This is a genomic window from Luteibacter sp. (genome assembly GCF_009912395.1).
In the GTDB taxonomy this organism is placed as follows: Bacteria; Pseudomonadota; Gammaproteobacteria; order Xanthomonadales; family Rhodanobacteraceae; genus Luteibacter.
The window spans coordinates 40,735-65,350 of sequence record NZ_WNDO01000019.1; the positions used below are offsets into that span (position 1 = coordinate 40,735).

Genomic DNA, 24,616 nt, shown 5'->3' on the forward strand with positions numbered 1-24,616 from the left:
ATACATCCAATTCATCCATGAGTACTCCTGCAAAGTCGGCGGGCCAGGGCGATCATGGCCGCCATACCGCGCCCCGGGCTGGCGTGGGGGGCTGCGGCGGCTCGCGCTACCATGCCCCCATGACCACCCACGCCACCTTCTCCGCCGGCATCGGCGACACGCCCCTCCTCCGCCTGCATCGCGCCTCGGAGGACACCGGCTGCGAGATCCTCGCCAAGGCCGAGTTCCTTAACCCGGGCGGCTCCGTGAAGGACCGCACCGCCTTGGGCCTGCTCGACGACGCCGAGCGCCAGGGCCTCATCCGGCCGGGCGGAACCATCGTCGAGGGCACGGCGGGCAACACTGGCATCGGCCTCGCCCTGCTGGGCAATAGCCGGGGCTATCGCACGATCATCGTGATGCCGGAAACCCAGAGCCGGGAGAAGATCGACGCCCTGCGGGTGACGGGCGCTGAGGTCCGGCTGGTCCCCGCGGCGGCGTACAAGGACCCCAACCACTACGTCCATATCGCCCGGGGGCTGGCGGAGGCGTTGAACGGCAGCGAGCCCGGCAGCGCCTGGTTCGCCAACCAGTTCGACAACACCGCCAACCGGGACTGGCACGAAGCCCATACGGGCCGGGAGATCTGGGAACAGACCGCCGGGCGCATCGACGGCTTCGTCTGCGCGGCGGGAACCGGAGGCACCCTGGCCGGCGTCGGGCGCGCACTGAAGGCGCGCAGGGCGGACGTACGCGTGGCTCTGGCCGACCCGGAGGGCTCGGCGCTGGCCAGTCATGTGCTTAACGGCGAACTGGTCGCCACGGGTTCCTCGATCAGCGAGGGCATCGGCAGCAGCCGCATCACGGCCAACTTCGCGAACGCGCCGGTGGACCTGGCCTGGTCGATCCCCGACAGCGAATCGGTGCCCCTGCTGCATGCGCTGCTGAGGGACGAGGGCTACTGCGTGGGCGGGTCCAGCGGTGTGAACCTGGCCGGGGCGATCCGGCTGGCCAGGGAGCTGGGGCCGGGGCACACGATCGTGACGGTGCTATGCGACGGCGGGATGCGCTACCAGGCCAAGCTGTTCAATCCGGCGTTCCTGCGCAGCAAGGGGATTCCCGTGCCGGCCTGGCTGGATAGCGCCTTCCCGGAAACGCCCTCGCTGTAGGAGTGCGCTTGCGCGCGATGGGGGGCTGAGGCGGCCCCATCGCGCGCAAGCGCGCTCCTACAGAATCATTGGCAGGCCGGGGACTGGCCGGCCGCCACGGCCCTTGCGGCGATGGCGATGCGGTCGGAGAGCTGGCCAAGGGCCCGCTGATGGGCGTCCACGATGCTGTCGTAGCTGTTGCCGGCCGGCTGGACGACCTGGGAGGAGCAGTTCGCGGACTGGTCCTTGCCGCGCACCGACCAAGCGGCTTCCAGGGTGGCGTCGCCGCCCAGTTCGGAATCGAAGCGGCGCACGTCGACCTGCACGCGAACCACGGCCGCGTCCTTGCCACGGGGCAGCCCGTGGACATCGTGCGTGCCCAGGCGGGCCGACAGATCGGCGGCAAGGGCCGAGCGGATCTCGTCACCCAGGGGCGAGGCCCAGCGCTCGCTATCCATCACGGCGATGTTGCTGGCGCCGTGACGAAGGACGAGGGCGGCCTGGTCGACTTGCGGCGGGACGTTGACGCCCTGCACGTCGATCACGAAGGGCGCCGCCGTACCGGCCGGAGAGACCGAGCGCGGTACCAGGGTATGGAAATGGGTCGGCGCCGAAGAGCACGCGGCCAAGGCGGCAAACAGGGTCGCGGCACCGGCGAGGCGGAGGATGGTGGTCATGGCTGTTCTTCCTTGCCCTGCTTGGAGTTCGACGGCGCGGGGAGCTTCGGTGCGGGCGCATCGGCACCGCGGCCGCGCAGCAGCGCTTCGGGATGACGGCCGAGGTAGTCGGTGAACACGCGGACCGAACGGATCGTGCGCTGGAGCTCCTCGAGCGTGTTGCCGATGTTCTGCTGCAGCGGGGAGTCTTCGGACAGCGCCTGGTTGGCCGTGCCCACCGTAGTGTTCACGCCTTCCAGGGTCTTCTTCGCTTCGGGCAGCAGATCGCTGTTGACCTGCTTCAGGGTGCCGTGAAGCTCCTTGAGGCTGCCATCGAGGTTCTTGCCGATGGAGTCGAACGGGATCTTCTCGACCTTGTCGATGATGCTCGACAGCTGCTCCTGCAGGTGATCGAAGTCACCCGGCGTGGTCGGGATCTCCACCGGCTTGCTGTTCGGGTCGAGCGTGGCCTTCGGCGCCTTGGGATCGAAGTCCAGCGCAATGTAGAGCTGGCCCGTGAGCAGGTTGCCGTTACGCGCCTGCGCACGCAGGCCATGGGCGACCAAGCCGCTCATGATCTTCGGGAAGGCCTGGTCCTCGTCGCCGCCGACGGCCTTGGCGAGCTTGTCCGCCGCCTGTCCGAGGCGCTGCGGGTAGATCACCGCACCGACGATGACGGGGAAAGTCTGCGTCTTCGGGTCGTAATCGAGGTTCACCGCCACGACGCGGCCGATCTTCATGCCGAGCAGTTCCACCGGCGCGTCGACGTTGAGCCCGCGCAACGAGTGCGCAAAACGCATGCGGATGTAGCGCGGCTTGCCGTCCGGCGGGGCCATCGCGGTGGCCTGGTCGCCGAATAGGGTGAACGAGTTCATTTCCGGAGCGGGCGCCTCGTCATGCGGCCCCATCGGGTTCTGGAAGGCCACGCCGCCAGCGATCACCGTGGCGAGCGACTGCGTGTTCATCTTCAGGCCGTCGGCGCCCAGGGAGACATCCACGCCGCTGGCGTTCCAGAAACGGGTTTCCTTGGTGACAAAGCGGTCGTTGGGACCATCGACGAACAACTGGAACGTGACGCCCTTGCCATCGTCGTCGAGCTGATACGACACGATGCGGCCCACCTGGATACGGCGGTAGTAGACCGGCGAACCGATATCCAGCGACCCCAGGTCGTTGGCATGCAGCGTGAAGCGTCGACCGGGCGCCCCGTGGGTGACCGCCGGCGGGGTCTCCAGGCCGGTGAAATCGCTCTGCTCGTCATCCGAGTTGCCTGCGTCGGCACCGATGAACGCGCCCGACAGCAGGGTATCGATGCCCGACACGCCGCTGGCACCGACACGCGGACGCACCACCCAGTAGCGCGTACCCTTGGTCGCGAAGCCGTGGGCGTCCTTCTCCAGGTCGATCATCACGGAGACGTGGGTGCGGTCCTTCGACAGGCGCATGTTGGTGACCTTGCCGATCACCACGTTCTTGTACTTGACCTGGGTCTTCCCCGCCTCGATGCCCTCGGCCGTGAGGAAGGTGACCGTGATGCGCGGTCCCGCCGACAGGTAGTAGTTCACCAGCAACGAGATGCCGACGAGGGCCGCCACGATGGGCACCAGCCAGATCAACGAGACGCCGACCCGGGAGCGGCGCACCTCCGGCTGTGGCAGATCGTCCTCGCGGGACGTATTTCCTTGGTTGGTGTCGCTCATTGCGATTTCCTGTTATCCCAGATAAGCCGGGGATCGAAACTCATGGCGGAAAGCATCGTCAGTACGACGACCATGCCGAAATACACCACGCCGGGCAGCGGCTCGACGCGGGAAAGCACCTTGAAATGCACGAGGGCGGAGAGGATGGCCACGACGAAGACGTCGAGCATCGACCAGTAACCCACCAGCTCCACGAAGCGGTAAAGCTTGGCCCGTTGCCGCGCCCCCCACTCGCTCGCCCTCTGCACGGATACCAGCAGGTAGCCGAGGATGATGAATTTGAGCATGGGTACCACGATGCTCGCCGTGAAGACGATGATGGCGAGGTCGGGTGACCCCGCCCGCCACAGCTCGATGATGCCGCTGAGGATGGTGTTGTCGTCTTTGCTGAAAAGGCTCTGCGTCCGCATGATCGGATATAGGTTGGCCGGCAGGTAGAAGATGGCGGCGGCAATGAGCAGGGCCCAGGCCCGGGCCAGGCTGCCGCGTTTGCGGATGTGAAGCGCGTTGCCGCAACGCGGGCAGCAGGCATGCGGGTCTGGGGAGTAGGTCGTCACCAGCCGGCAGACATGGCAGCTCATCATGCCCAGTTCACGGGCTCTCGGCAGCGCGCTCATGTTGCATCCCCCGCCGTGACGTCCCACAGGTTGCGCGGGTCGTGGCTGGCGAACACCGTGATCAGCACGGTGAGGAAGCCGAAGGCCCAGATCCCCGCGCCCGGAATCACGTCGAAATAGGTGTGCGCCTTCACCACGGCCACGAGCACGCCCAGCATGAAGACTTCGATCATGCTCCAGGGCTTGACCCTGACCAGGGCGGACATCGCCTCGCGGAACCCGGGCGCGCGACGCCCCTGACGGGCGAACCAGAGCACCCAGCCGAACAGCAGGATCTGCGAGAGGGGGAAGAAGAACAGGGTAAGCGCCGTCAGCACGGCCACCACCTGGGCACCGTCGCGCCACATGGCGATCACCGCGCCCCATAAGGTGGTGTCCGCCAACATGCCGGAAAGGCCCAGGGTAACGATGGGCGAGACGTTGGCGATGACGAACACGATGAAGGCGGCCAGGATCAAGGCGAACTGGCCATCCACGCCCAGCCATTGGTGGCGCTCGAGCACCGCGTCGCACACCGCGCAACGCGCCACCTCGCCACGGGCGAGCGGGCGCCGACGATAAACGGTATCGCAGTGTTCGCAGACGATCAGGGAGGGGGCCTTTTCCATGCGTTCCAGTGGCGCGAGGCCGCACTGGCCCGGTGGCATATGATCGCAAATCCGCGTAAACGGCGCATGACGGAGCCGCCAAACGGTTCGCTGAAGCCCTGTCCGGGGCTTGATATGCTTGGCGGCTTCCCCGATTTATCGCCAGATATCCACCGTATCCAGGAGTCCTCCGTGAGCAGCGCCCAGAGCACCAGCGAACACATCTTCGACGCAACCACGGCCGGCTTCGAGAACGACGTCGTCAATGCCTCCCTCGAAACCCCGATCCTGGTGGACCTGTGGGCCGAGTGGTGCGGCCCCTGCAAGTCCCTTGGCCCGATCCTCGAAAAGCTCGCGGTCGAATTCAACGGCGCCTTCCGCCTGGCGAAGATCGACGTGGACGCCGAGCAGGAGCTGGCCGCCATGTTCGGCGTGCGCAGCATCCCGACGGTGATCCTCATCAAGGGCGGCCAGATGGCCGATGGCTTCGCCGGCGCCCAGCCGGAAGGCCAGATCCGCGAATTCCTCGCCCGCCACGGCATCGTGGCCGGCGAACCCGGCGTCGCCGACGACGAGGCCCCGGCCGCCGTCGAATCCCCGGAAGACGCGATCAACCGCATCCAGCAGGACATCGCCGCCCAGCCGGACAACGCCGAGCTGAAGCTCGACCTCGCCCTGGCACTGATGCGCGCCGGCCGTGTCGAACCGGCCCAGGCCGAACTCGACGCCCTGCCCGCCAACCTCGCCACGGACGCCCGCGCCGTCCGCCTGCGCAGCCAGCTCGAACTGGCCCGCGCACTCGCCGGTGCGCCCTCGCTGCCCGAATTGAACCAGCGCATCGCGGCCAACGGCGACGACTGGGAAGCCCGCGACCTGCTCGGCGTGCGCCTGCTCATCGAAGGCGAGGAAGCCGCCGGCCTCGACCAGTTCCTCGACATCCTCAAGCGCCAGCGCGACTGGAACGACGGCCAGGCCAAGAAGCGCCTCCTCGCCGCCTTCGCCACGCTCGACGACACGGCCTTGGTAGGCACCTACCGCCGGAAGATGGCGTCGCTGGTGTTCTGATGTTGCCGGGGCTATCGATGAACCGCGGCTGCTGATGCTTTTGTAGGAGCGCGCTTGCGCGCGATGGGTGCTCGCGGCACCCCCATCGCGCGCAAGCGCGCTCCTACAAAAAATGATTAACGCTTCTTTCGACGCACGTAGAGCTGCTTGCGCACCGTGGCGACCAGTTCGCCCGACGCGGTGCGAATGTCGGTATCGAACCAGCGCAGGTACTTCTCACCGCCCTCGGTCCCCGCGCGGATCTCGTCCAGCAACGCATCGTCCACGTGGAACTCCGCGTAGACATCCTCGCGTCCCGGCGCCACGAAGCGGATCTCGCCCGCCTGGTCCCATACGATGTAGTCGTCGCCGAGACTCTTCAGCACCATGATCATCCAGAACGGATCGGTCATGGAGAACAGGTTGCCGCCGAACTGCGTGCGCACGTAGTTCCGGTTGTACCAGGCAAGCTTGAGCTTCACCCGCGCATGCCGGTAATCGTCGAACGTCACCACGCGCACGCCGGTGAACAGGAAGGGAGGCCAGGCGTTGAGGATGCGACGCAGGGTGGGCGCTTTCATGGGCGACGACGGGTCAATGGAGACGACGGCCATGCTAGCCATCCCCTCCGTCATGGCGAAGCCCCCCGTTTCAAACATGCCCGGCCCGTGACCTCTGGCACAGGCTAGCTGAACAGTCGTTCATGAAGATCGGGACTTCCCTTGTCGCCGGAATCCGCGCCATGCGCCATCCGCTTCGCCGAGCCCTGCTCGCCACGTCCCTCGCCCTGGCCTTCGCCGCTCCGGCCTTCGCCCAGGAACTTCCCGCTGCGGTCGACCAGCCCTACCCGGGCAACCTCAAGCTCACGGTGGACCTCACCGATGTCGGCCGCCGCATCTATCACGTACGCGAAAGCATCCCGGTCACGCCCGGCGCGGTCACGATCTACTACCCGAAATGGATCCCCGGCGAGCACGGTCCGACGGGACCGCTCGCCAACGTCGTCGGCCTCATCGCCACGGCGAACGGCCAGCGCGTGCCCTGGCGTCGCGACCTGAAGGAGATGTACGCGTTCCATCTCGACGTGCCGGCCGGCGTGGACACGCTCGACCTCCAGTTCGAATACCTGGCACCGACCATGCCGAACTACGTGCCGCTGTCCTTCAACGAAGTGGCGTTCTATCCGGCGGGCCACTACACCAGCCGCATCACGATCGAGCCCAGCGTGAAGCTACCAGCGGGATGGAAGTTCGCCAGCGCGCTGGAAACCGCCGCGCAGGATGGCGACACCGTGCGCTTCAAGCCGGTGAGTTTCGAGAACCTCGTGGACTCGCCAGTACTGGCCGGCAAGTACTTCACGCGCGTGGACCTCGCGCCCGGCCAGAAGGTACCCGTGCACCTGAACATCGTCGGCGACACCGCCGCCGGCGTAAAGCCCACCGACAAGCAGATCGAAGCGCAGCGCTCGCTCGTCGTACAGGCGAACAAGCTGTTCGGCGCCCACCACTACGAGCATTACGACTTTCTGCTGGTCACCTCCGAGCACACGCCGCACTTCGGCCTGGAGCATCACCAGTCCAGCGACGATCGCCTGCCCGCCGACTTCCTCACCGATGCCGACCTCAACGTCGCGGCGGGCTCGTTGCTGCCGCACGAATACATCCATTCGTGGAACGGCAAGTTCCGTCGCCCGGCGGACCTGTGGACACCGACCTTCATGGAGCCGATGCAGGACGACCTGCTGTGGGTTTATGAAGGCCTGACCGATTACTGGGCCGGCGTGCTCACCGCCCGCTCAGGCATCTGGACCACCGAGCAGTGGCGCGATTCGCTGGCCGGCTTCGCTGCCGACATGACGGCGCGCACGGGACGCTCGTGGCGTTCGCTGCAGGACACCGCCGACGGCATTCCGCTGACCTCGCGCGGCACGCCGGGCTGGGGCAACTATCGCCGCGGCTCCGACTACTACCCCGAAGGCCAGATGCTCTGGCTCGACGTCGACACGAAGATCCGCGAACTCTCCGGAGGCAAGCACACGCTCGACGAATTCGCGCGCTCGTTTTACGGGATGGACAACGGTAGCTACGTACCGAAGACCTATACCTTCGAGGACGTCGTGAACACCCTCAACGGCATCCAGCCCTACGACTGGAAGACCTTCCTGCGCCAGCGCCTCGACGACCATGGCAACGCGCTGCCCGAGCATGGTATCGAGGGCGGCGGCTGGAAGCTGGTCTACGACGACAAGCCCACTCCGTTCGCGAAGACGGTCGAAAAGAACCGCAAGATGGTCAACCTCAGCTACGGGCTGGGTATCTCGGTCAACGACAAGGGCGAGGTGAGAGATGCCCAATGGGAAGGCGTGGCGGCAAAGGCCGGCCTCGTACCCGGCGTGACCATCGTGGCCGTGAACGGCAAGGACTATTCCACCAAGGGATTGAAGGACGCCATCACCGACGCGAAGAACACCACCACGCCCATCGACTTCCTGATCAAGGACGTGGACGACTATCGCCACGTCACCGTGGACTACCACGGCGGCCTGAAGTATCCGCACCTCGTGCGTGGCGATGGCAAGGACCTGATCGGCGCGATCGCCACGCCGTTGAAGTAACCCGGCTCAGGCGATCGGGGCACGGGGAATGCGAACCACGACACGCAGTCCCGCGCCCCGCTCGCCATCGAGCAGTTCGATCGTCGCGCTGTGCAGTTCGGCGGCGCGCTGGACGATGGACAGGCCGAGTCCGTAGCCCTCGCCCTGTGTATCCAGTCCTCGCTGGAAACGCGTGAACATGCCCGCGCGACGTGCTTCGGGGATACCCGGGCCGTCGTCCACGACCTCGATGACGGCGGTGCCGTCGTCCGCGCGCGACATGGACAACGCAACATGACCACCGCGCGGCACATGGCGGAACGCGTTTTCCAACAGGTTGCGGAGCAAGGCGCCCAGGGCGACGGCATAGCCCTCCACCCACAGTTGCTCAGGCAGCTCACGTAGCTCCAGTTCGACGCCACCCGCGCCAATCACCGGCGAGAGCTCCTCGATCACGTCCAGCGCCAGCTCACCCAGGTCGACCCGTCCGCGCGGACCGGAGGCGGCCCCCACTTCAAGGCGTGCGAGCGCCAGCAACTGCTCGGTGCGCCGCGCGAGCGACACGAGGCATTCGCGGGCCGCTTCCAGCGCCAGCTGTGCTTCGTCGGGGCGCGCCGAAACCATGGCGCTCTCCAGGTTGATCATGGTGGACGCCAACGGCGTGCGCAGCTCGTGCGCGACGTCGGCGCTGAACCGCCGCTCACGCTCCAGCGCGCTCTCCAGGCGTCCGATCTGGTCGTTCAACGCGGCGAGCACGGGCGATAGCTCGGCGGGTGCGTCGTCGAGGTGGATCGGCGCCCGGCTTCCGGGCTCGCGATGGGCCAGCGCATCGGCCAGGGATTCAAGCGGACGCAGGCCGCGGCGGATCGCCCAGCCCACCAGCACCGCCAGCAACGGCAAGCCAAGCAGCGTCGGCAAGCCGTGCTCGATCCACAACGCGTGGGTGATCTCGTGACGGCTGTCGTATCGCTCGCCCGCACGGATCGTGATGCCCTTGTTCTCCATGATCAGCGTGAACACCCGCCATTTATAGCGTCCGCTGCTGATGTCCTCGAACTGGCCGTCAGGCGCATGCGTGCGCGGCACGCCGGAAAGGTTCTCCGTGGCGAGCAAAAGGCTGCCGTCGCTGTCGAACACCTGGAAGCCCACTTCCGATTCGTAAGTGCGCCCCTGGACGGTGACTTCCTGGGGGTGGTTCGAATAACTCGGCACCAGGGCGGGAATGGCGCGTTGCTCGCGCAACTGCTCGACGCCGATCCGGCCGACCAGTACTTCCAGCGTCCGTGCCGCCTGGGCCAGTCTGCCGTCGGAAAGCTCGTCAACCTCCTCCAGCGTACGCATCGCGCTGAGGATACCCAGCGGCAACAGCACGGCCGCCAGCACGAGCACGATCAAGGCCAGCAGGCGGGAACGCAGGCTGACTGCCTTCACTTCGGCTCCCGCGGCACCATGTAGCCGAAACCGCGTACCGTCTGAATGGCATCGTGGCTGAGCTTGCGGCGCAGCGAATGCACGAGCACCTCCAATGCGCTGGTGCTCATGGCGTTGTCCGGTCCGTACAGGGAGTTCTCCAGCGACTCGCGCCGCACGATCCGCCCTGCCCGCTCCATCAAGGCCTGGAGCAAGGCGAACTCGCGCCGTGTGAGGTCCACCTTGGCGCCGTGCCAAAACACCTCGAAGGTGCCCAGGTCGAGGCACAGCGCGCCGGCTTCGAGGCGATTCACCGCCGAACCACGCACCCGACGGGCCAGCGAGCGGATGCGCGCGGCCAGTTCGTCGAGGTGGAAGGGCTTCACCAGGTAGTCGTCCGCACCGCCGTCGAGGGCACGGATACGCGCGTCGAGCTGGTCGCGCGCGGACATCACGATCACGGGCGTCGTCACCTGCAGGCGGCGCGCCTCGGTCAGCACGTCGAAACCATCCTTGCCCGGCAGGCCCAGGTCGAGCAGCACCAGGTCCGCGTCGTGATCGCGCAGCGCGGACAAGGCCTCGTTGCCGTCACGGAACCAGCTGATCGTATAGGCGAGCCGCTCCAGCGCGCGGCGGATGGCGTCGCCAAGCTGGGCATCGTCTTCGACGAGAATGATGTGCAAGGGCTCTGGACCTGTGCTCTCGGCGCTCGGAATTATCTGCGGCCGCAGCTTAGCGCCTGCTTAGAATCCCGCCAAATCGCCGGCCTCGTCGTTCCTGTGAAAACAGGAACCCAGCGCCTCGGTTTGCCAGCACGGCGAGGGCGTCGCATCGGCTTTTGCGTAGGAGGCCGCGAGGCGACAACCCATTGCCCCGCGCTGGGTTCCAGCGTGCGCTGGAACGACGGATCGCGAGCTTGTCGTTCCTGTGAAAACAGGAACCCAGCGCCCCAGTTCACCAGCACCGCGAGGTCACTGCATCGGCTTTCGTGCAGCAATGCGCATGGGGACCAGCCATTCGCTCCGTGAGGCCAAAAGCCACACAATGGCCCGGTTTCCCTGCCGGATATCCCCATGACCGCAACGCTTTCCTCCCGTCTCCTGCTCGCCCTGCTCTGCGCTGCGCCCCTGGCGAGTCCGGCGAAAGACGCCTGGACCACGCCTGCGGAAGCCTCGGCGTTCCGGACCACACCCTCCTATGCGGACACCCTTGCGTGGCTGCATCGCCTGGCCGATGCCGCGCCCGGCACGATCCGCGTCGAGACCTTCGGTACCACGCCCGAGGGACGCCCCATGACCGTGGTGGTGGCCGCGAAGGACGGCGACCTCACGCCCGAGCGCGCGCGGGCCGCCGGCAAGCCGATCGTGCTGCTCCAGGCCGGCATCCATCCCGGCGAGATCGAAGGCAAGGACGCAGGCCTGATGCTCCTGCGCGACATCGCCGTCACCGGTCGCCTGCCTCACCTGCTCGACCACGCGGTGCTGGTCTTCATCCCCGTCTACAGCGTGGACGGCCACGAGAATTCCGGCCCCTACTTCCGCATCAACCAGAATGGCCCCGAAGAAATGGGCTTCCGCGGCCAGTCGCAGTACTTGAACCTCAACCGCGACTACGTCAAGGCAGACGCGCCGGAAACCCGCGCCTGGCTGTCGCTGTGGAACACCTGGCGCCCAGACCTCCTGATCGACATCCACACCACCGACGGCGCCGATTACCAGTACGACCTCACCTGGTACACCGAGGACGCGCACAAGCTGCCGCCCTCGATCGCCGCATGGCAGCGCGACGCCATCGCGAAGGACGCCATCGCACGCTACGAAGCTCTCGGCCATCTCGCCTCGCCGTACCTGGAGTTCCGCGACGGCCGCGACATCACCAAGGGCATCGCCAACTTCGGCTCGGGCCCGCGTTTCTCCACGGGCTATGCGGCCATCCGCAACCGCGCCGGCCTGCTCGTCGAAACGCATATGCTCAAGCCCTACGCCGTCCGCGTGCGCGCCACCTATGACATCGTCCGCAGCGTGCTGGAACGCATCGACCGCGATCCCGCCGCCTTGCTTCGTGCATCGAAGGATGCCGACGCCTGGGCCGCGTCGCTGGCGACGAAGCCCGACGCGTCCCTGCCGGTCACCTTCAAGGAAGACCCTACGCCAACACCCTTCACCCTCAAGGGCTTCGCATTCACCCAGACGCCCAGCGACATCTCCGGCGATACCTGGGTCCGCTACGACCCGTCGGTGAAGAAGAACTACGCCATCCAGAGCTGGCTGGGCCTGCTGCCCGACGTCTCGGCGCCGATCCCCGCCGCGTGGGCAATCCCGCCACAGTGGACGGGTGTGATCGAACGCCTGGATGCCCACGGCATCCCGTACACCCGCACCACTAAGGCAACGAAGATCGCCGTGACCCACGACCAGCTCACCCAGCCCTCGTGGTCGGAGAAGCCGTTCGAAGGTCATCACATGCTGAAGGACGTGACGATTACCGCCTCGGACGAGGACATCGAGCTTCCCGCCGGCACCGTGATCGTCCGCACGAACGATCCGCAGGTCGTTTTGGCCCTGAACCTGCTCGACGCCCGTGCGCCCGATTCCCCGCTGCGCTGGGGCTATCTCGACGCGATTTTCGAGCCGAAGGAATACGGCGAGCCTCGCGTGGTGGAAGCGCTGGCCCGGAAGATGATCGCGGAGCAACCCGCGCTCAAGGCCGAGTTCGACGCGAAAGTAAAAAGCGACTCGGCCTTCGCATCAAGCCCACGGGCCAGGCTGGCGTTCTTCTTCGAACGCAGCCCCTGGTACACGGCACAGAAGGTCGGAGACTATCCCGTGCTTCGCCTCGACGCCAAGGCCCTGAACCAGTTGTAGGAGCGCGCTTGCGCGCGATGGGTGCTCGCGGCAAGGTCCATCGCGCGCAAGCGCGCTCCTACACCACCTCGAACGGTCGCATCATCTCGTTCGCTTCGTGTTCCGCCAAATGGCAATGCCATGCGTAACGCCCCGCATAACCGTCGAAAGTGGCAACGATGCGGGTCACCATGCCGGGAAAAGCCTGCACCACGTCCTTCCAGCCGCGTTCGTGTGGCGGCGGAATCTGCGCGGGACCGACATAGCGGATCGTCTTCTTCTCCATGTACTCGTCCACGTCGTAAGGGCGCCGATCGAGGATCTGGAAACGCACCAGGTGCAGATGGATGGGATGCGTGTCCTCGGTGAGGTTCACCAGGTTCCACATTTCCGTGCTGCCCAGCGCCACCCGCTCGGTCACCGGCTCGTGCCAGCGTTTGCCGTTGAGCAACATCAGCATCGGCGTGGCGATGCAGTCACTGTACTCGTCCAGCGTCAACTCGCGGGTCTTCGATGCACTCGACTCGGTGAAACGAGCAATATCGCGTAGCGTGGTGGGTACGCGGCTATCGTCCTTGACCTCGCCCTTCCCCACCGCGAATCGCATCAGCGGCATCGCGTCGTTCATCAGCTCGATATCCGTGCCACGTGCCGCGGCAAACTCCACGATCACATCGGCACGCTCGCCCGGCGCCAGGAACAACGAACGCACCGTCGCCGGTGAGGCCAGCAGGCCCTGGTCGGAGCCGATGACCTGGAACGGCCGGCCATCGCGAAAACGCAGATGGTAGAACCGCCCGTTCGCCGCATTCAGCACACGCAGGCGATACCGTCGCGGCTGCACGTCCGCACGAGGCAGGATCGCCCCGTTGACGAGCGTGAGGTTGCCGAACACCTCCGGCACCCAGGGCGCCTTCGCGTCGCCGGAGTCGGGGTAGTAAAGGCGTCCATCCGCATGCAGCAGGCGATCGGCCAGCACCAGCGGCAGCTCGAACTCCCCCGCAGGCAGGCCCAGCGCTAGCTCCTGTTCGTCGCGAAGCAGGTACAGGCCCATCAGGCCGGCGTACATGTTCAGCCGATTGATGCCCATCGCGTGGTCGTGATACCAGAGCGTCGCGGCATCCTGCGCGTTCGGATAATGGTGGCGGCGCGACTTGCTGGGCACATACCAGTCCTCCGGATACCCATCATCCTTGTGCGGCACCTTCGCGCCATGCAGGTGCACGATCGCGCGTACTTCCGGCTTGTCCGCCTCGGCGCCGCAGATCGCATGATCCACAGGCAGGAAATGTCGTTCCGGTAACGCGTTTTCCCATACCACGTCGAACGGCACGCCCTTGTGCGCCTCGATGGTGGGGCCGGGGAAATGCCCGCCATACGTCCACAACTCCGTCGGCGGCAAATCGCGATGGAGCTTCTGCGCGCTGCGTGCCATGCGAACGTTCAATACCTGCCCCTTCCCCGGGCGCATCATCGCAGGCACGGGCAACGGATCGACAAAGGCCGCGAGTTTCGCGGGATCGACCAAACCCGGCATATGCGTCGTGTCGCCCATGGCGTGCATGCACAGCGTGTTGCCGACCTGGCCGGACTGAGCCGGCTTCATCGCGTGCATGTCATGCGCGAGCAGCCGCGACGGGATCCATCCCATCGCAGCTGCCCAACCCGCTACCGTCAGGAACCGGCGGCGATCAACCATGCCCACCGTTCCCGAATGGCCAGTACGGCCAATCCGGACGCTTCGGCTGACCGGTCGTTTCGTCGAGGATCAGCTTGCGGTCGAACAGGCGCGGCAGGAAGAAGTCGAACATGTTGTCGATACGACCGGCATTGGCGTCGCTGGAACCGCCACCGATGCGCTTGCCGTCGAGCCAGTTGTCTTCGATGAAGCGCGTGATCGAGCTCTGGTCGGTCAGCGTGTGGTCGACCATGTTTTCGCGGGCCCACGGCGACACGACCAGCAGCGGCAGGCGCGGGCCGAAGCCGCAACGTCCCTGCGCCGGCGTCTTGCCGTCGAGGCCGGGCAGCGTCGCGCGACCGTTGCACACGCCGGTGCCGTCGAGCGCATCGGTGTTGCCGGTGGAGGCGTTCACGCGCGGCGAGGCCTGGTGGTCATACCAGCCATCGGAGTCGTCGTACGCGATCACCACGGCGGTGTCCTTCCACTGGCCGCTGTGCTGCAAGGCGTTGATGACGTGCACCACGAAGGCCTGCTCATCCAGCGGATCAGAATATCCCGCGTGCCCATCCTGGTAGGCGGAGGCTTTAAGGAAGCTCACCGACGGCAGGTTGCCGGCATCGATGGCGTCGTAGAAGTCCTCGATGTCGTACTGGTGGTTGGCTTGGTCGGTCTTGCCGATCGAGGCCACCGAAGCAGGCCGCGCATGCGTCGGATTCGCGGTGGAGGGGTAGTACTGGAACGGCTGGTGGTGCGGGCTGTAGTCGTTGGACGTAGCGTTGGTCACCTTCGACAGCGTGCGACGCGTGCAACCGGTGCTGCCGTCCGGGTTGGTACGGGTCAGGTCGAAGCCGCCCTGGAACCAGCCCCAGGTGATGCCCTGCTCGTTGAGCAGGTCGCCGACGTTCTTGCCGCCCATGGTCACCTGGTTGGCGGTGGGCGACGAGCAGACGTCGCCGATGGGATCGGGGTCGCCGATCATCGTCAGGCCGCCGTTGCCGTCGTCGGTCTCCGCGCCGGTCCCGTTGAGCGTGTCGACCACGCCGGCGGTCTGGCCCGAGATGAAGTTGATCGCGCCCGGCGTGGACGGCCCGAACACCGTACCGAAGCTGTTGTCGTTAAGCGCGTAGTTCTGCGCGTAGTTCCAGAAAGCCGTGACGGTATTGCCGTCGTAATAGCCCATGACCTGGCCCTTGCCTTCCTGCGACGGATCGGCGCCCGGCAGGTCTTCGCCATGGCCGGTGTACTTCGGGAACAGGTCCATTTTCCCGCCGTTGAAGGCGCGCTGTTCCGAGGTATAGCCATGGTCCTGGTCGGCCGTGGCGGCCTGTGCGCGATCAAGGCGGAACGGGTTGATCGCACCGTCGCCGTTGCCAGCATTCTGCGCGTTCGGATTCTTCGTCAGCAGGCGACCGTCGAAACCGTTTACCGGCGGCGTGAAGGGACGCGGGTAGAACGCCGGCTCGCCCTTCGGGTTGCGGGCATACGGATAGGTGCCGAAGTAGTGATCGAAGGAGACGTTCTCCTGGAAGATCACCACCAGGTGGCGGATCGGCGTGGCCGTGTGTGGACCGCGACCGTGGCCGGGCCAGAAGCCCAGGGCGCTGGCCGATTCGGCCGGGGCGAGTTGCTGCGCCGCGATGGAGGCGGCGGACAGGGTGAGCACGCAGGCGATGCCCGCGGCCAGTAGCTTGCGCATGACTTGGCTCCTCGGAACAGAAAGTCGACCGAATAGCTGGCCCGCATCCCCTGTCATGCGGTGGGGGCGAGGCTAGGCCTGCGTTATGACAGGTGGAGGACAACGCTCGCGAAAACCTGCGATGTCCACCGATCCATGACTTTCGTCACGGATTCCCCTTCGCACGGCCCTCAGAGGCTATGCTCGGAGCCTGCCGGTGCCGGGGGGGCGCCGTTCAACCGCAATGAGAACAGAGGGATTTACATGACCAAGCAGTACCTGAAGCCGCTCGCGCTGGCCCTGAGCATCGCGCTCGCGGGCACCGCGTGCAGCAAGCAGAACGACGCCGATAACGCCCAGGCCGGCACCCAGCCCGCCGCCACGGGTAGCGCCGCTCCGGCCGCCGCAAGCACCGCCGCCGCCAAGCCGGCCGCTCCGTCCTTCAACGTGGCCGATATCGACACCGGCATCGACGCTTGCGACGACTTCAACGGCTTCGTCAACGCCAAGTGGGTCGCCGCCAACCCGATCCCGGACGACCGCACCCGTTGGGGCGCGTTCGACCAGCTCGCCGAAAACAGCCTGAACACCCAGCACGACATCGTCGATGCCGCCGACAAGGGCGTGGACAGCGCGAAGGCCGGCTCGATCGAACAGAAGATCGGCCTGCTCTACCGCTCGGGCATGAACGAAGACGCCATCGAGAAGGCCGGCCTCGAGCCGCTCAAGCCGGAACTGGCCAAGATCGATGCGCTGAAGTCCTCCAAGGACATCGTCGACTTCCTCGACGCCAGCTTCAACGATGGCGACGGCTACGTGTTCTCGTTCGGCTCGGGCGCCGACTTCCAGAACGCGAAGGTGCAGATCGCCTACGCGAACCAGGACGGTCTGGGCCTGCCGACCAAGGACTACTACACCGATCCGAAGCAGGCCGATAACCGCAAGGCCTACGTCGACTACATCGCCAAGACGCTCGTCCTCGGCGGCGCATCCGAAGCCGACGCGAAGAAGCAGGCCGACGAGGTCATGAAATTCGAGACCGAACTCGCCGCCGCCTCGCTCGCCCCGGTGGAAATGCGCGCTCCGGAAAACCAGTACCACTTCGTTTCCGTCGCCGACGCCGACAAGGTCACCCCGCACTTCAACTGGGAGAAGTTCTTCGCCGCCCAGGGTGTGACCATCGACAAGGGCTTCTCGCTGTCGCAGCCGAAGTTCTTCAAGCAGGTCGACAAGATGCTGGCTAGCACGCCGGTGTCCACGTGGCAGGCCTACCTGCGCTTCCACGCCCTCGACAGCGCGTCGCCGTATCTGTCCAAGAATTTCCAGGACAACAAGTTCGACTTCTACGGCAAGACCCTCGCCGGTCAGCCGCAGCAGAAGCCGCGCTGGAAGCGCGTGCTCGGCACCGTCAACTCGTCGATGGGCGAAGGCCTCGGCCAGCTCTATGTGGCCAAGGTGTTCAAGCCGGAAGCCAAGCAGCGCGCCAACGAGCTGGTCGACAACGTGCGCAACGCCCTCAAGGCACGCCTCGAGAAGCTCGACTGGATGAGCGACGAGACCAAGCAGAAGGCCATCGCCAAGTGGAACACCTTCCTGCCGAAGATCGGCTACCCGGACAAGTGGCGTGACTGGTCCGGCCTGGAAGTCACCGGCGACAACTTCTTCGCCAACGTGCAGGCCGCCAGCAAGTTCAACTACCACTACGACATCGCCAAGATCAGCAAGCCGACCGACCGCCTGGATTGGGGCATGACCCCGCAGACGGTGAACGCGTACTACAACCCCACCGACAACACGATCAACTTCCCGGCCGCGATCCTGCAGCCGCCGTTCTTCGACGCCAACGGTGACGACGCGATCAACTACGGCGGCATCGGCGCGGTGATCGGCCACGAGGCCAGCCACGGCTTCGACGACGAGGGCAGCCAGTTCGACGGTGAAGGCAACAACAAGAACTGGTGGACCAAGGACGACCGCAAGAAGTTCGAGGCCCGCACCGCCAAGCTCGTGCAGCAGTTCAACGACTACGCCCCGCTGAAGGACCACCCGGACCTCCACGTCAACGGCAAGCTGACCCTGGGCGAGAACATCGCCGACCTGGGCGGCATCAACGTCGCCTACGACGCGCTCCAGGAAGCCCTGAAGAAGAACCCGAAGGAAGCCGGCGAGAAGATCGACGGCTACACCCAGGACCAGCGCTTCTTCCTCAACTGGGCCCGCGTGTGGCGCGGCAGCGTCCGCGAGAAGCAGGCGATGCTGTACCTCAACGTCGATCCGCACGCACCGGCCTCGCTGCGCGCCATCGGCGCCCCGTCGAACATGGAAGCCTTCGCCACGGCCTTCCAGTGCAAGCCGGGCGCGAAGATGGTCCGTGAAGGCGACAAGCAGGTGAAGATCTGGTAATCGCCTGATCGAAAGCCCTTGAGGCCCGAAGGCGCCGCACGCGAGTGCGGCGCCTTTTTTTATCCCGCGTGACGACGTCACCCCACCTCGTAGGAGCGCGCTTGCGCGCGATGGGGATCGCCACAAGCCCCATCGCGCGCAAGCGCGCTCCTACAGGACAAGGCATGCCTCGCTACATCGGACACATAACAAAATAATTGCAACTCATTCTCATTAACATTACGATACATATTCGTAAGTCATCGCTCAGCTTTGCCAGGGACCCAACGAGGATCTCCGCCCGCAGGCCACCAGGCCCGCGCGGATAGCCGCGCCCGCGATGCAGCCACCTTTCGAAAACCGTTCGAGGAACCTCCATGGCCTTCATCAAGAGCCGCAAGCACGCCGCTCCCGCCGCGCGCACCGTCGGTGCCGCCGTCCTGCTGACCCTGGCGCATGGCGCCACCGCCGCCGATGCACCGCCGCAGCAGGTCAAGCTCAACGACGCCCAGGCCCTGCCTGGCATGCAGGTGGATGCCGACCGCTCCTCCGACTATCGCGTGGAGAAGGTCTCCTCGCCCAAGTTCACCCAGTCCCTGCTCGACACCACCCAGACCATCCAAGTGATCGGCAAGGAGCTGATCCAGCAGCAGGGCGCCACCACGCTGACCGAGGCGCTGCGCAACAGCCCGGGCGTGGGCACCTTCTTCGTGGGCGAGAACGGCTCGACCAGCACCGGCGATTCGATCTATATGCGCGGTTTCGATACCTCGGGCAGCATCTTCGTCGACGGCGCCCGCGACATCGGTACCGTGTCGCGCGACGTGTTCAACATCGAACAGGTGGAAGTGACCAAGGGTCCGGACGGTACGGAATACGGCCGCACCGCTCCGACCGGCGCGGTCAACCTCGTGACCAAGCAGCCCGTGCTCGGCAATGGCGTGTCCGGCTCTGTGCAGGTCGGCAGCGGCCAGCGTCGCCGCGCCACCGCCGACTGGAACCAGTCGCTCGACGGCGACAAGGCCTTCCGCCTCAACGTCATGAACCAGGACAGCGGCGTCTACGGCCGCGACCGTGTGAAGAACGATCGCTGGGGCTTCGCCCCCTCGCTGGCCTTCGGCCTGGGCACGCCTACGCGCGTCTACCTCGACTACCTGCACATCAAGCAGAACAACCGCCCGGACGGCGGCGTGCCGACCATCGGCCTGCCCGGCTACACCAGCCCGGACAAGCGCGGCTTCCTCAACGACGCCGCCAAGGTCGACCCGAGCAACTACTACGGTACCGACCAGGACCACGACCATGTCACGCAGGACATGTTCACGGTGATCGTCGAGCACGACTTCAACGAGAACGTGGCGCTGCACAACACCACGCGCTGGGGTCGCACCACGCAGGATTACCTGCTCACCTCGTTCATGGGTGCCTCGACGAACCTGCTCACGCCGAACCCGACGGATCCGTCCACCTGGACGATCACGCGCAACCTGCCCACGTTCAAGCACCAGTCCAACCGCATCGCCACCAACCAGACCAACGTCACCGCTCACGTGGGCGACGGTCCGGTCACCCAGGACATCAGCGCCGGCATCGAGCTGACCCAGGAAACCGCACGCATCATCGGCCTGGGCGCGCTCAACGGCAGCACCTGGGCCGCGGCCAACCTCTATCACCCGAACTCGCACGTGCGCGGCCTCAACTACGGTGAAACCGGCGCGCGCAGCCAGGGCAAGACGAACACCGCCGCCGCCTACTTCTTCGATACCGTGAAGTTCGGCGAGCACTGGCAGGTAAATGCCGGCGTGCGCCTGGACCACTACAAGACCGACTTCGACAGCCTCGTCGCCTGCGGCGTCCGCGGCGCACCCGCCTGCGGACGCCTGCCCACCGGCGCCATCGTGCCGGGCGTGGACGCGAAGAAGAGCGACAACCTGGTGAACTACAAGGTCGGCGTGCTCTACAAGCCCACCGCCAACGGCAGCATCTACGTCAACTTCGCCCAGTCACAGGAGCCGCCGGGCGGCAACACGCTGACGCTGTCGTCGTCGGCCAACAGCGCCGACAACCCGCTGTTCGATCCGCAGAAGGCGCGCACCGCCGAAATCGGCACGAAGTGGGATCTACTCGACCAGCGCCTGCTCGTCACCGCCGCGCTGTACCGCACCACCGTCACCAACGAAGTGGTGCAGGACCCGACCGACCTGCAGTACTACCAGGTGGGCAAGAAACGCGTGCAGGGCGTGGAGATTTCCGCGATCGGCAAGATCACCGAGAACTGGGCCGTCACGGCTGGCTTCACCACCATGGACGCCTCCGTGAAGAAGGGCCAGGTGGTCTCGGCCGACGGCTCGGAAGACCTGGCGTACACGCCCGACAAGGCGTTCACGGCGTGGACCACGTACCACCTGCCGTTCAACCTCACCATCGGCGGCGGCGCGCGTTACTCGGGCGAACTCAAGCGCGGCACCGACGGCGCGGTGGGCACCCCGGCCTACACCCAGGCCTACTGGGTCTTCGACGCGATGGCCAGCTACCCGATCAACCGTCACTTCGACCTGCAGCTCAACGTCTACAACCTGTTCGACAAGACCTACGTGTCGGCGATCAACAAGAGCGGCTATCGTTACACCCCGTCCACGCCGCGTTCGGCGATGCTCACGGCCAACGTCCGCTTCTGATCGCTTCGAGGTAAGCCGCCATGCTCCTGCACATCCCCGAGGTCCTGAGCACGTCGCAGGTCGCGGATATGCGCAGGCGCATGGACGCCGCCGAATGGACCGATGGTCGCCAGACCGTCGGTCCGCAAGGCGCGAAGGTGAAACGCAACCTGCAGCTGCCCGACGCGTCGCCGCTGCGCAAGGAACTGGGCGACTTGGTCGTGGCCGCCCTCGCCCGCCATCCGCTCTATCATGCCGCCGCGCTGCCGCTGCGCACGCTGTCGCCGCGCTTCAACCGCTACGAAGGTGGCGGCGAATACGGGTTCCACATCGACGGTGCGGTGATGGCCAGCGGGCATGGCGATACCCACATCCGCAGCGACATCTCCTGCACGCTGTTCCTCTCCGATCCGGAGGAATACGACGGCGGCGAACTGATCGTCAGCGACACCTACGGCGAGCACGAGGTGAAGCTGCCCGCCGGCGACGCCATCGTGTATCCGTCGTCGAGCCTGCATCGCGTCACGCCCGTCACCCGTGGCGCCCGCGTGGCTTCGTTCTTCTGGGTGCAGAGCATGGTCCGCGACGACGGCACCCGGCGCCTGCTGCTGGAGATGGATACGGCGATCCGCAAACTCTCCGCCGACGGTGCCGACCCGGCCTCGATCCTCCAGCTCAGCGGGGTGTACCACAACCTGCTCCGTCGCTGGGCCGAGGTCTAAGTCACGGCCGGAAGGCCAAAAAAGGTAGGCAGGGGACCCTCGGGGGCGGATAATTGGCGCCCCTTGATGTAGCGGCTATCCCCACGCATGTTCCAACCCGGTCAACGCTGGATTTCCACCGCCGAGCCTGAGCTCGGCCTCGGCACCATTCTTCGCGTCGAAGGACGCGGCGTGCAGGTGCTTTTCGCCAAGGCGGGCGTGCTGCGCCCCTACGCCGTCGACAGCGCCCCCCTGGTGCGCGCGGAGTTCCGCGCCGGGCAACGCGTCTCCGGCAAGGGCATCGCCTTTCTTGTCGAACGAGTGGAAGAACGTGAGGGCCTGCTGGTCTACCGCGGCGAAGGTCGCGAACTGGAAGAAGGCCAGCTCGACGACGAACAGGCCATGTCGCAGGCCGACGACCGCCTGATCGGAGGCCGCACGGAACCCAACGACCGCTTCGACCTGCGCCTGGAAGCCCTGCGCCGCCGTGCTAACGCCCGTCGCTCGCCGGCCTGGGGCCTGGAATCCTCCCGCATCGGCCTCGTACCGCACCAGTTGCGTGTGGCCGGCATCGCCGCCGCCCGTCGACCGCCGCGCGTGCTGCTCGCCGACGAGGTGGGCCTGGGCAAGACCATCGAAGCCGGCATGATCCTCGCCCGCCAGCTCGCCACCGGCCGCGCCGGCCGCGTGCTGTTGCTGCTGCCCGAGACGCTGGTCTACCAGTGGTTCGTGGAACTGCTGCGCCGCTTCAACCTGTCCTTCGCGATCTTCGATGAAGAGCGCTGCGAGGCCATCGAGCAGGGCAACGACGGACGCAATCCGTTCGAGGACGAACAGCTCGTCATCGCCGACTTCGCCTTCCTGGAAAGCGCGCCGCGCCGCGCGCGCCAGCTGGTCGAGGCCGGTTGGGACCTGATCGTGGTCGACGAGGCACACCACCTCGCATGGACACCCGAAGGCGCCAGCCCGCGCTACCTCCTCGTGGAGGAACTGGCCGCGGCGACGCCGGGCGTGATCCTGCTGACCGCCACGCCGGAACAGCTCGGCCGCGCGGGTCACTTCGCCCGCCTGCGCCTGCTCGACCCGCAGCGCTATAGCGACCTGGACGCCTACCTGGCCGAATCCACCGGCTACGGGCCGCTGTCGGACCTCGCCAGCGCCCTCGCCGAAGGCAAGGCGCTCGACGCCGACCAGCGTGCCCTGCTCGCCCAGCGCTTCAAGGGCGACCGCGAACTGGCCCACCTGATCGACAAGCCCAACGCGGGCAACGCGCTGCTTGCCGCGCTGATCGACCGCCACGGCACCGGCCGTGCCATGTTCCGCAACCGCCGTGCGGGCATCGGCGGCTTTCCCCGCCGCGTACCGGAGATCCTCGCGATCGATCCGGACGCCCTGCCGCCCGGCCGTCGCGACGCCCTGCTCGCCGAATTCCGTTCCGATATCCAGCAGCCGCCGTCGCCGCTGGAATACGACTACAACGACGATCCTCGCCTGGCGGCGCTGATCGGCCTGCTGGACGCCCATCCGTCCGACAAATTCCTCCTGCTCTGCCGCAGCCAGTCCAAGGTGCTCGCCATCGAGGACGCCCTGCGCACGAAGAGCGGCGTCGGCGTGGCCCGTTTCCACGAAGGCCTGGGCATCGTGCAGCGCGACCGCAACGCAGCCTTTTTCGCGCAGCCGGATGGCGCGCGCCTGCTGATCTGCTCCGAAATCGGCTCCGAAGGTCGCAATTTCCAGTTCGCCCATCGCCTGGTCATGTGGGATCTCCCGCTCGATCCGGACCTTTTGGAGCAGCGCATCGGCCGCCTGGACCGCATCGGCCAGCGCCATGACATTTCCATCCATGTCCCCGTGGTGGCGCAGAGCGCACAGCACATGCTGGCTCGCTGGTACGACGAAGGCCTGGACGCCTTCCGTGGCAGCCCCTCCGATGGCCGCGAACTGCTGCGCCGCTTCGGCGAACTGCTTTCGCAGCTCGCCGATGAACACGCACGCGGTGACGACGCCCGCGACCAGGAACTGGACTCGCTCATCGCCGAAACGCGTGCCGCGCACGAAGAACTCTCGGCCCTGATCCACGCCTGTCGCGACCACCTGCTCGAGCTTGCCGCCAGTCGCGATCCGCACGCGGACGACCTCACCGGCAGCTTCGCCAGCGAAGACAACGATCCGGCGCGCGACGCGTTCATCCAGCGCCTGTTCGAAGGCTATGGCGTGCACACCGAGGAACTGAGCCGCGACATCGTCCTGCTCGATCCGCAGTACCTCTCCACCGACGGTCTGCACGGCTTTGCCGATGGCCCACTCTCGGTGACGTTTTCGCGCGACGTGGCCCTCGCCCGTGAAGACCTGCCCTTGCTGCGCATGGATCACCCGATGGTGGCCGGCGCAGTGGATCTGCTCGTCTCCGGCGAAGCCGGCAACGCCGCCTTCCTCGTGGACGACGCGCTGCCCGTGCGTACGGTGCTGCTGCAAGCGGTCTATGTGGTGGAAGTAGTCGCCGACCGCAAGCTCGACGCCGAACGCTTCCTGCCGACCACGCCGGTCGTGCTAACGGTGGACACGCGCCTCAACGAGCGCTCCAACTTCCGCCCCAGCGACGTGGCGCTGCGTCGCGCACCGGATCGCAACATCGACGTGGCCCGCTACCGGAAGTTCCTGTCCAAGCTGGTCCCGCCCATGCTCGAACAGGCCAAGGACCTCGCCGAAGGCCGAGCCGAAGTGCTGAAGTACGAAGCCGCCGAAGTCGCCACGCGCGAACTGGGCGCCGAGTACACCCGCCTGCTGGCACTGCGCACGGTGAATCCGTCGATCACCGCCGCGGAGGTCGAGGCCGTGGCCAGCGAGCGCGACGCCCTGCTGGCGGCGATCCCCGAAGCCCGCGTCCGTCTGGACGCGGTCCGCTTCGTGGTCAGCCCCGACTTCCTGGCGATGCGCTGATCG

The 24,616-nt window shown here is 66.3% G+C and carries 17 protein-coding genes; 8 read left to right on the forward strand and 9 right to left on the reverse strand.

What is annotated here, in order from left to right; genetic code table 11:
• Positions 1-17: 17 nt before the first annotated feature.
• Entirely contained in the window at positions 18-1,148 is a 1,131-nt protein-coding gene (locus GAK28_RS16705; protein WP_291781689.1) for a cysteine synthase A, read from the forward strand.
• 65 nt (positions 1,149-1,213) lie between these two features.
• Here the strand turns inward: GAK28_RS16705 and GAK28_RS16710 are convergent, their stop codons facing one another.
• From GAK28_RS16710 to GAK28_RS16725, 4 genes are read right to left on the reverse strand one after another with little or no spacing between them, the layout of a single operon-like run.
• Entirely contained in the window at positions 1,214-1,804 is a 591-nt protein-coding gene (locus tag GAK28_RS16710) for a PqiC family protein (protein ID WP_291781692.1), read from the reverse strand.
• Entirely contained in the window at positions 1,801-3,483 is a 1,683-nt protein-coding gene (locus GAK28_RS16715) for an MlaD family protein (protein ID WP_291781694.1), read from the reverse strand. Before GAK28_RS16715 ends, GAK28_RS16710 begins: the two co-directional genes overlap by 4 nt.
• Complete coding sequence (locus GAK28_RS16720; protein WP_291781696.1) at positions 3,480-4,100, reverse strand: paraquat-inducible protein A; 621 nt, start codon at positions 4,098-4,100, stop codon at positions 3,480-3,482. The genes GAK28_RS16715 and GAK28_RS16720 overlap by 4 nt, the downstream gene beginning before the upstream one ends.
• Entirely contained in the window at positions 4,097-4,708 is a 612-nt protein-coding gene (locus GAK28_RS16725) for a paraquat-inducible protein A (RefSeq protein WP_291781698.1), read from the reverse strand. Before GAK28_RS16725 ends, GAK28_RS16720 begins: the two co-directional genes overlap by 4 nt.
• Before the next feature lie 171 nt (positions 4,709-4,879).
• Between GAK28_RS16725 and trxA the strand changes: the two genes are divergently transcribed.
• Positions 4,880-5,752: a thioredoxin gene (gene trxA / locus GAK28_RS16730; RefSeq protein ID WP_291781701.1), complete on the forward strand. Its 873-nt coding sequence runs from the start codon at positions 4,880-4,882 to the stop codon at positions 5,750-5,752.
• Between the two features lie 116 nt (positions 5,753-5,868).
• Here trxA and GAK28_RS16735 read toward each other — a convergent pair whose 3' ends face one another.
• Positions 5,869-6,312 (reverse strand): DUF4442 domain-containing protein, encoded by a 444-nt coding sequence (locus tag GAK28_RS16735; protein WP_291781791.1) that lies wholly within the window; start codon positions 6,310-6,312, stop codon positions 5,869-5,871.
• A 161-nt stretch (positions 6,313-6,473) separates the two neighbouring features.
• Here GAK28_RS16735 and GAK28_RS16740 point away from each other — a divergent pair, with 161 nt between their 5' ends.
• A complete protein-coding gene (locus tag GAK28_RS16740; protein WP_291781704.1) occupies positions 6,474-8,345 on the forward strand; it encodes a M61 family peptidase in 1,872 nt (623 codons plus the stop codon).
• A 6-nt stretch (positions 8,346-8,351) separates the two neighbouring features.
• Here GAK28_RS16740 and GAK28_RS16745 read toward each other — a convergent pair whose 3' ends face one another.
• Positions 8,352-9,755, reverse strand: a complete 1,404-nt coding sequence (locus tag GAK28_RS16745; protein ID WP_291781707.1) for an ATP-binding protein — start codon at positions 9,753-9,755, stop codon at positions 8,352-8,354.
• The gene (locus GAK28_RS16750; protein WP_291781709.1) at positions 9,752-10,417 is read right to left on the reverse strand and encodes a response regulator; all 666 of its coding nucleotides are present in this window, start codon (positions 10,415-10,417) and stop codon (positions 9,752-9,754) included. The genes GAK28_RS16745 and GAK28_RS16750 overlap by 4 nt, the downstream gene beginning before the upstream one ends.
• 390 nt (positions 10,418-10,807) lie before the next feature.
• Here GAK28_RS16750 and GAK28_RS16755 point away from each other — a divergent pair, with 390 nt between their 5' ends.
• On the forward strand, positions 10,808-12,598 hold the full coding sequence (locus tag GAK28_RS16755) for a M14 family metallopeptidase (RefSeq protein ID WP_291781710.1): 1,791 nt from the start codon (positions 10,808-10,810) through the stop codon (positions 12,596-12,598).
• 58 nt (positions 12,599-12,656) lie between these two features.
• Here the strand turns inward: GAK28_RS16755 and GAK28_RS16760 are convergent, their stop codons facing one another.
• Positions 12,657-14,276, reverse strand: coding sequence for a multicopper oxidase domain-containing protein (locus GAK28_RS16760; RefSeq protein WP_291781713.1), 1,620 nt, complete (start codon positions 14,274-14,276; stop codon positions 12,657-12,659).
• The gene (locus tag GAK28_RS16765; RefSeq protein ID WP_291781716.1) at positions 14,269-15,954 is read right to left on the reverse strand and encodes an alkaline phosphatase family protein; all 1,686 of its coding nucleotides are present in this window, start codon (positions 15,952-15,954) and stop codon (positions 14,269-14,271) included. The genes GAK28_RS16760 and GAK28_RS16765 overlap by 8 nt, the downstream gene beginning before the upstream one ends.
• A gap of 243 nt (positions 15,955-16,197) precedes the next feature.
• Here GAK28_RS16765 and GAK28_RS16770 point away from each other — a divergent pair, with 243 nt between their 5' ends.
• From GAK28_RS16770 to rapA, 4 genes are all read left to right on the forward strand, one after another.
• A complete protein-coding gene (locus GAK28_RS16770) occupies positions 16,198-18,336 on the forward strand; it encodes a M13 family metallopeptidase (protein ID WP_291781719.1) in 2,139 nt (712 codons plus the stop codon).
• Positions 18,337-18,692: 356 nt separating this feature from the next.
• On the forward strand, positions 18,693-20,993 hold the full coding sequence (locus GAK28_RS16775; RefSeq protein ID WP_291781722.1) for a catecholate siderophore receptor Fiu: 2,301 nt from the start codon (positions 18,693-18,695) through the stop codon (positions 20,991-20,993).
• A 20-nt stretch (positions 20,994-21,013) separates the two neighbouring features.
• Positions 21,014-21,694, forward strand: a complete 681-nt coding sequence (locus GAK28_RS16780; RefSeq protein WP_291781725.1) for a Fe2+-dependent dioxygenase — start codon at positions 21,014-21,016, stop codon at positions 21,692-21,694.
• Positions 21,695-21,781: 87 nt separating this feature from the next.
• Complete coding sequence (rapA, locus tag GAK28_RS16785; RefSeq protein WP_291781728.1) at positions 21,782-24,613, forward strand: RNA polymerase-associated protein RapA; 2,832 nt, start codon at positions 21,782-21,784, stop codon at positions 24,611-24,613.
• Positions 24,614-24,616 lie beyond the last annotated feature (3 nt).

Coding starts and splice junctions, on each gene's coding strand:
- GAK28_RS16705 (WP_291781689.1), top strand. CDS start 18: ATGAGTACTCCTGCAAAGTCGGCGGGCCAGGGCGATCATGGCCGCCAT.
- GAK28_RS16755 (WP_291781710.1), top strand. CDS start 10,808: ATGACCGCAACGCTTTCCTCCCGTCTCCTGCTCGCCCTGCTCTGCGCT.
- GAK28_RS16725 (WP_291781698.1), bottom strand. CDS start 4,708: ATGGAAAAGGCCCCCTCCCTGATCGTCTGCGAACACTGCGATACCGTT.
- GAK28_RS16760 (WP_291781713.1), bottom strand. CDS start 14,276: ATGGTTGATCGCCGCCGGTTCCTGACGGTAGCGGGTTGGGCAGCTGCG.
- GAK28_RS16775 (WP_291781722.1), top strand. CDS start 18,693: ATGGCCTTCATCAAGAGCCGCAAGCACGCCGCTCCCGCCGCGCGCACC.
- GAK28_RS16720 (WP_291781696.1), bottom strand. CDS start 4,100: ATGAGCGCGCTGCCGAGAGCCCGTGAACTGGGCATGATGAGCTGCCAT.
- GAK28_RS16715 (WP_291781694.1), bottom strand. CDS start 3,483: ATGAGCGACACCAACCAAGGAAATACGTCCCGCGAGGACGATCTGCCA.
- GAK28_RS16710 (WP_291781692.1), bottom strand. CDS start 1,804: ATGACCACCATCCTCCGCCTCGCCGGTGCCGCGACCCTGTTTGCCGCC.
- GAK28_RS16740 (WP_291781704.1), top strand. CDS start 6,474: ATGCGCCATCCGCTTCGCCGAGCCCTGCTCGCCACGTCCCTCGCCCTG.
- GAK28_RS16735 (WP_291781791.1), bottom strand. CDS start 6,312: ATGAAAGCGCCCACCCTGCGTCGCATCCTCAACGCCTGGCCTCCCTTC.
- GAK28_RS16780 (WP_291781725.1), top strand. CDS start 21,014: ATGCTCCTGCACATCCCCGAGGTCCTGAGCACGTCGCAGGTCGCGGAT.
- GAK28_RS16770 (WP_291781719.1), top strand. CDS start 16,198: ATGACCAAGCAGTACCTGAAGCCGCTCGCGCTGGCCCTGAGCATCGCG.
- GAK28_RS16765 (WP_291781716.1), bottom strand. CDS start 15,954: ATGCGCAAGCTACTGGCCGCGGGCATCGCCTGCGTGCTCACCCTGTCC.
- rapA (WP_291781728.1), top strand. CDS start 21,782: ATGTTCCAACCCGGTCAACGCTGGATTTCCACCGCCGAGCCTGAGCTC.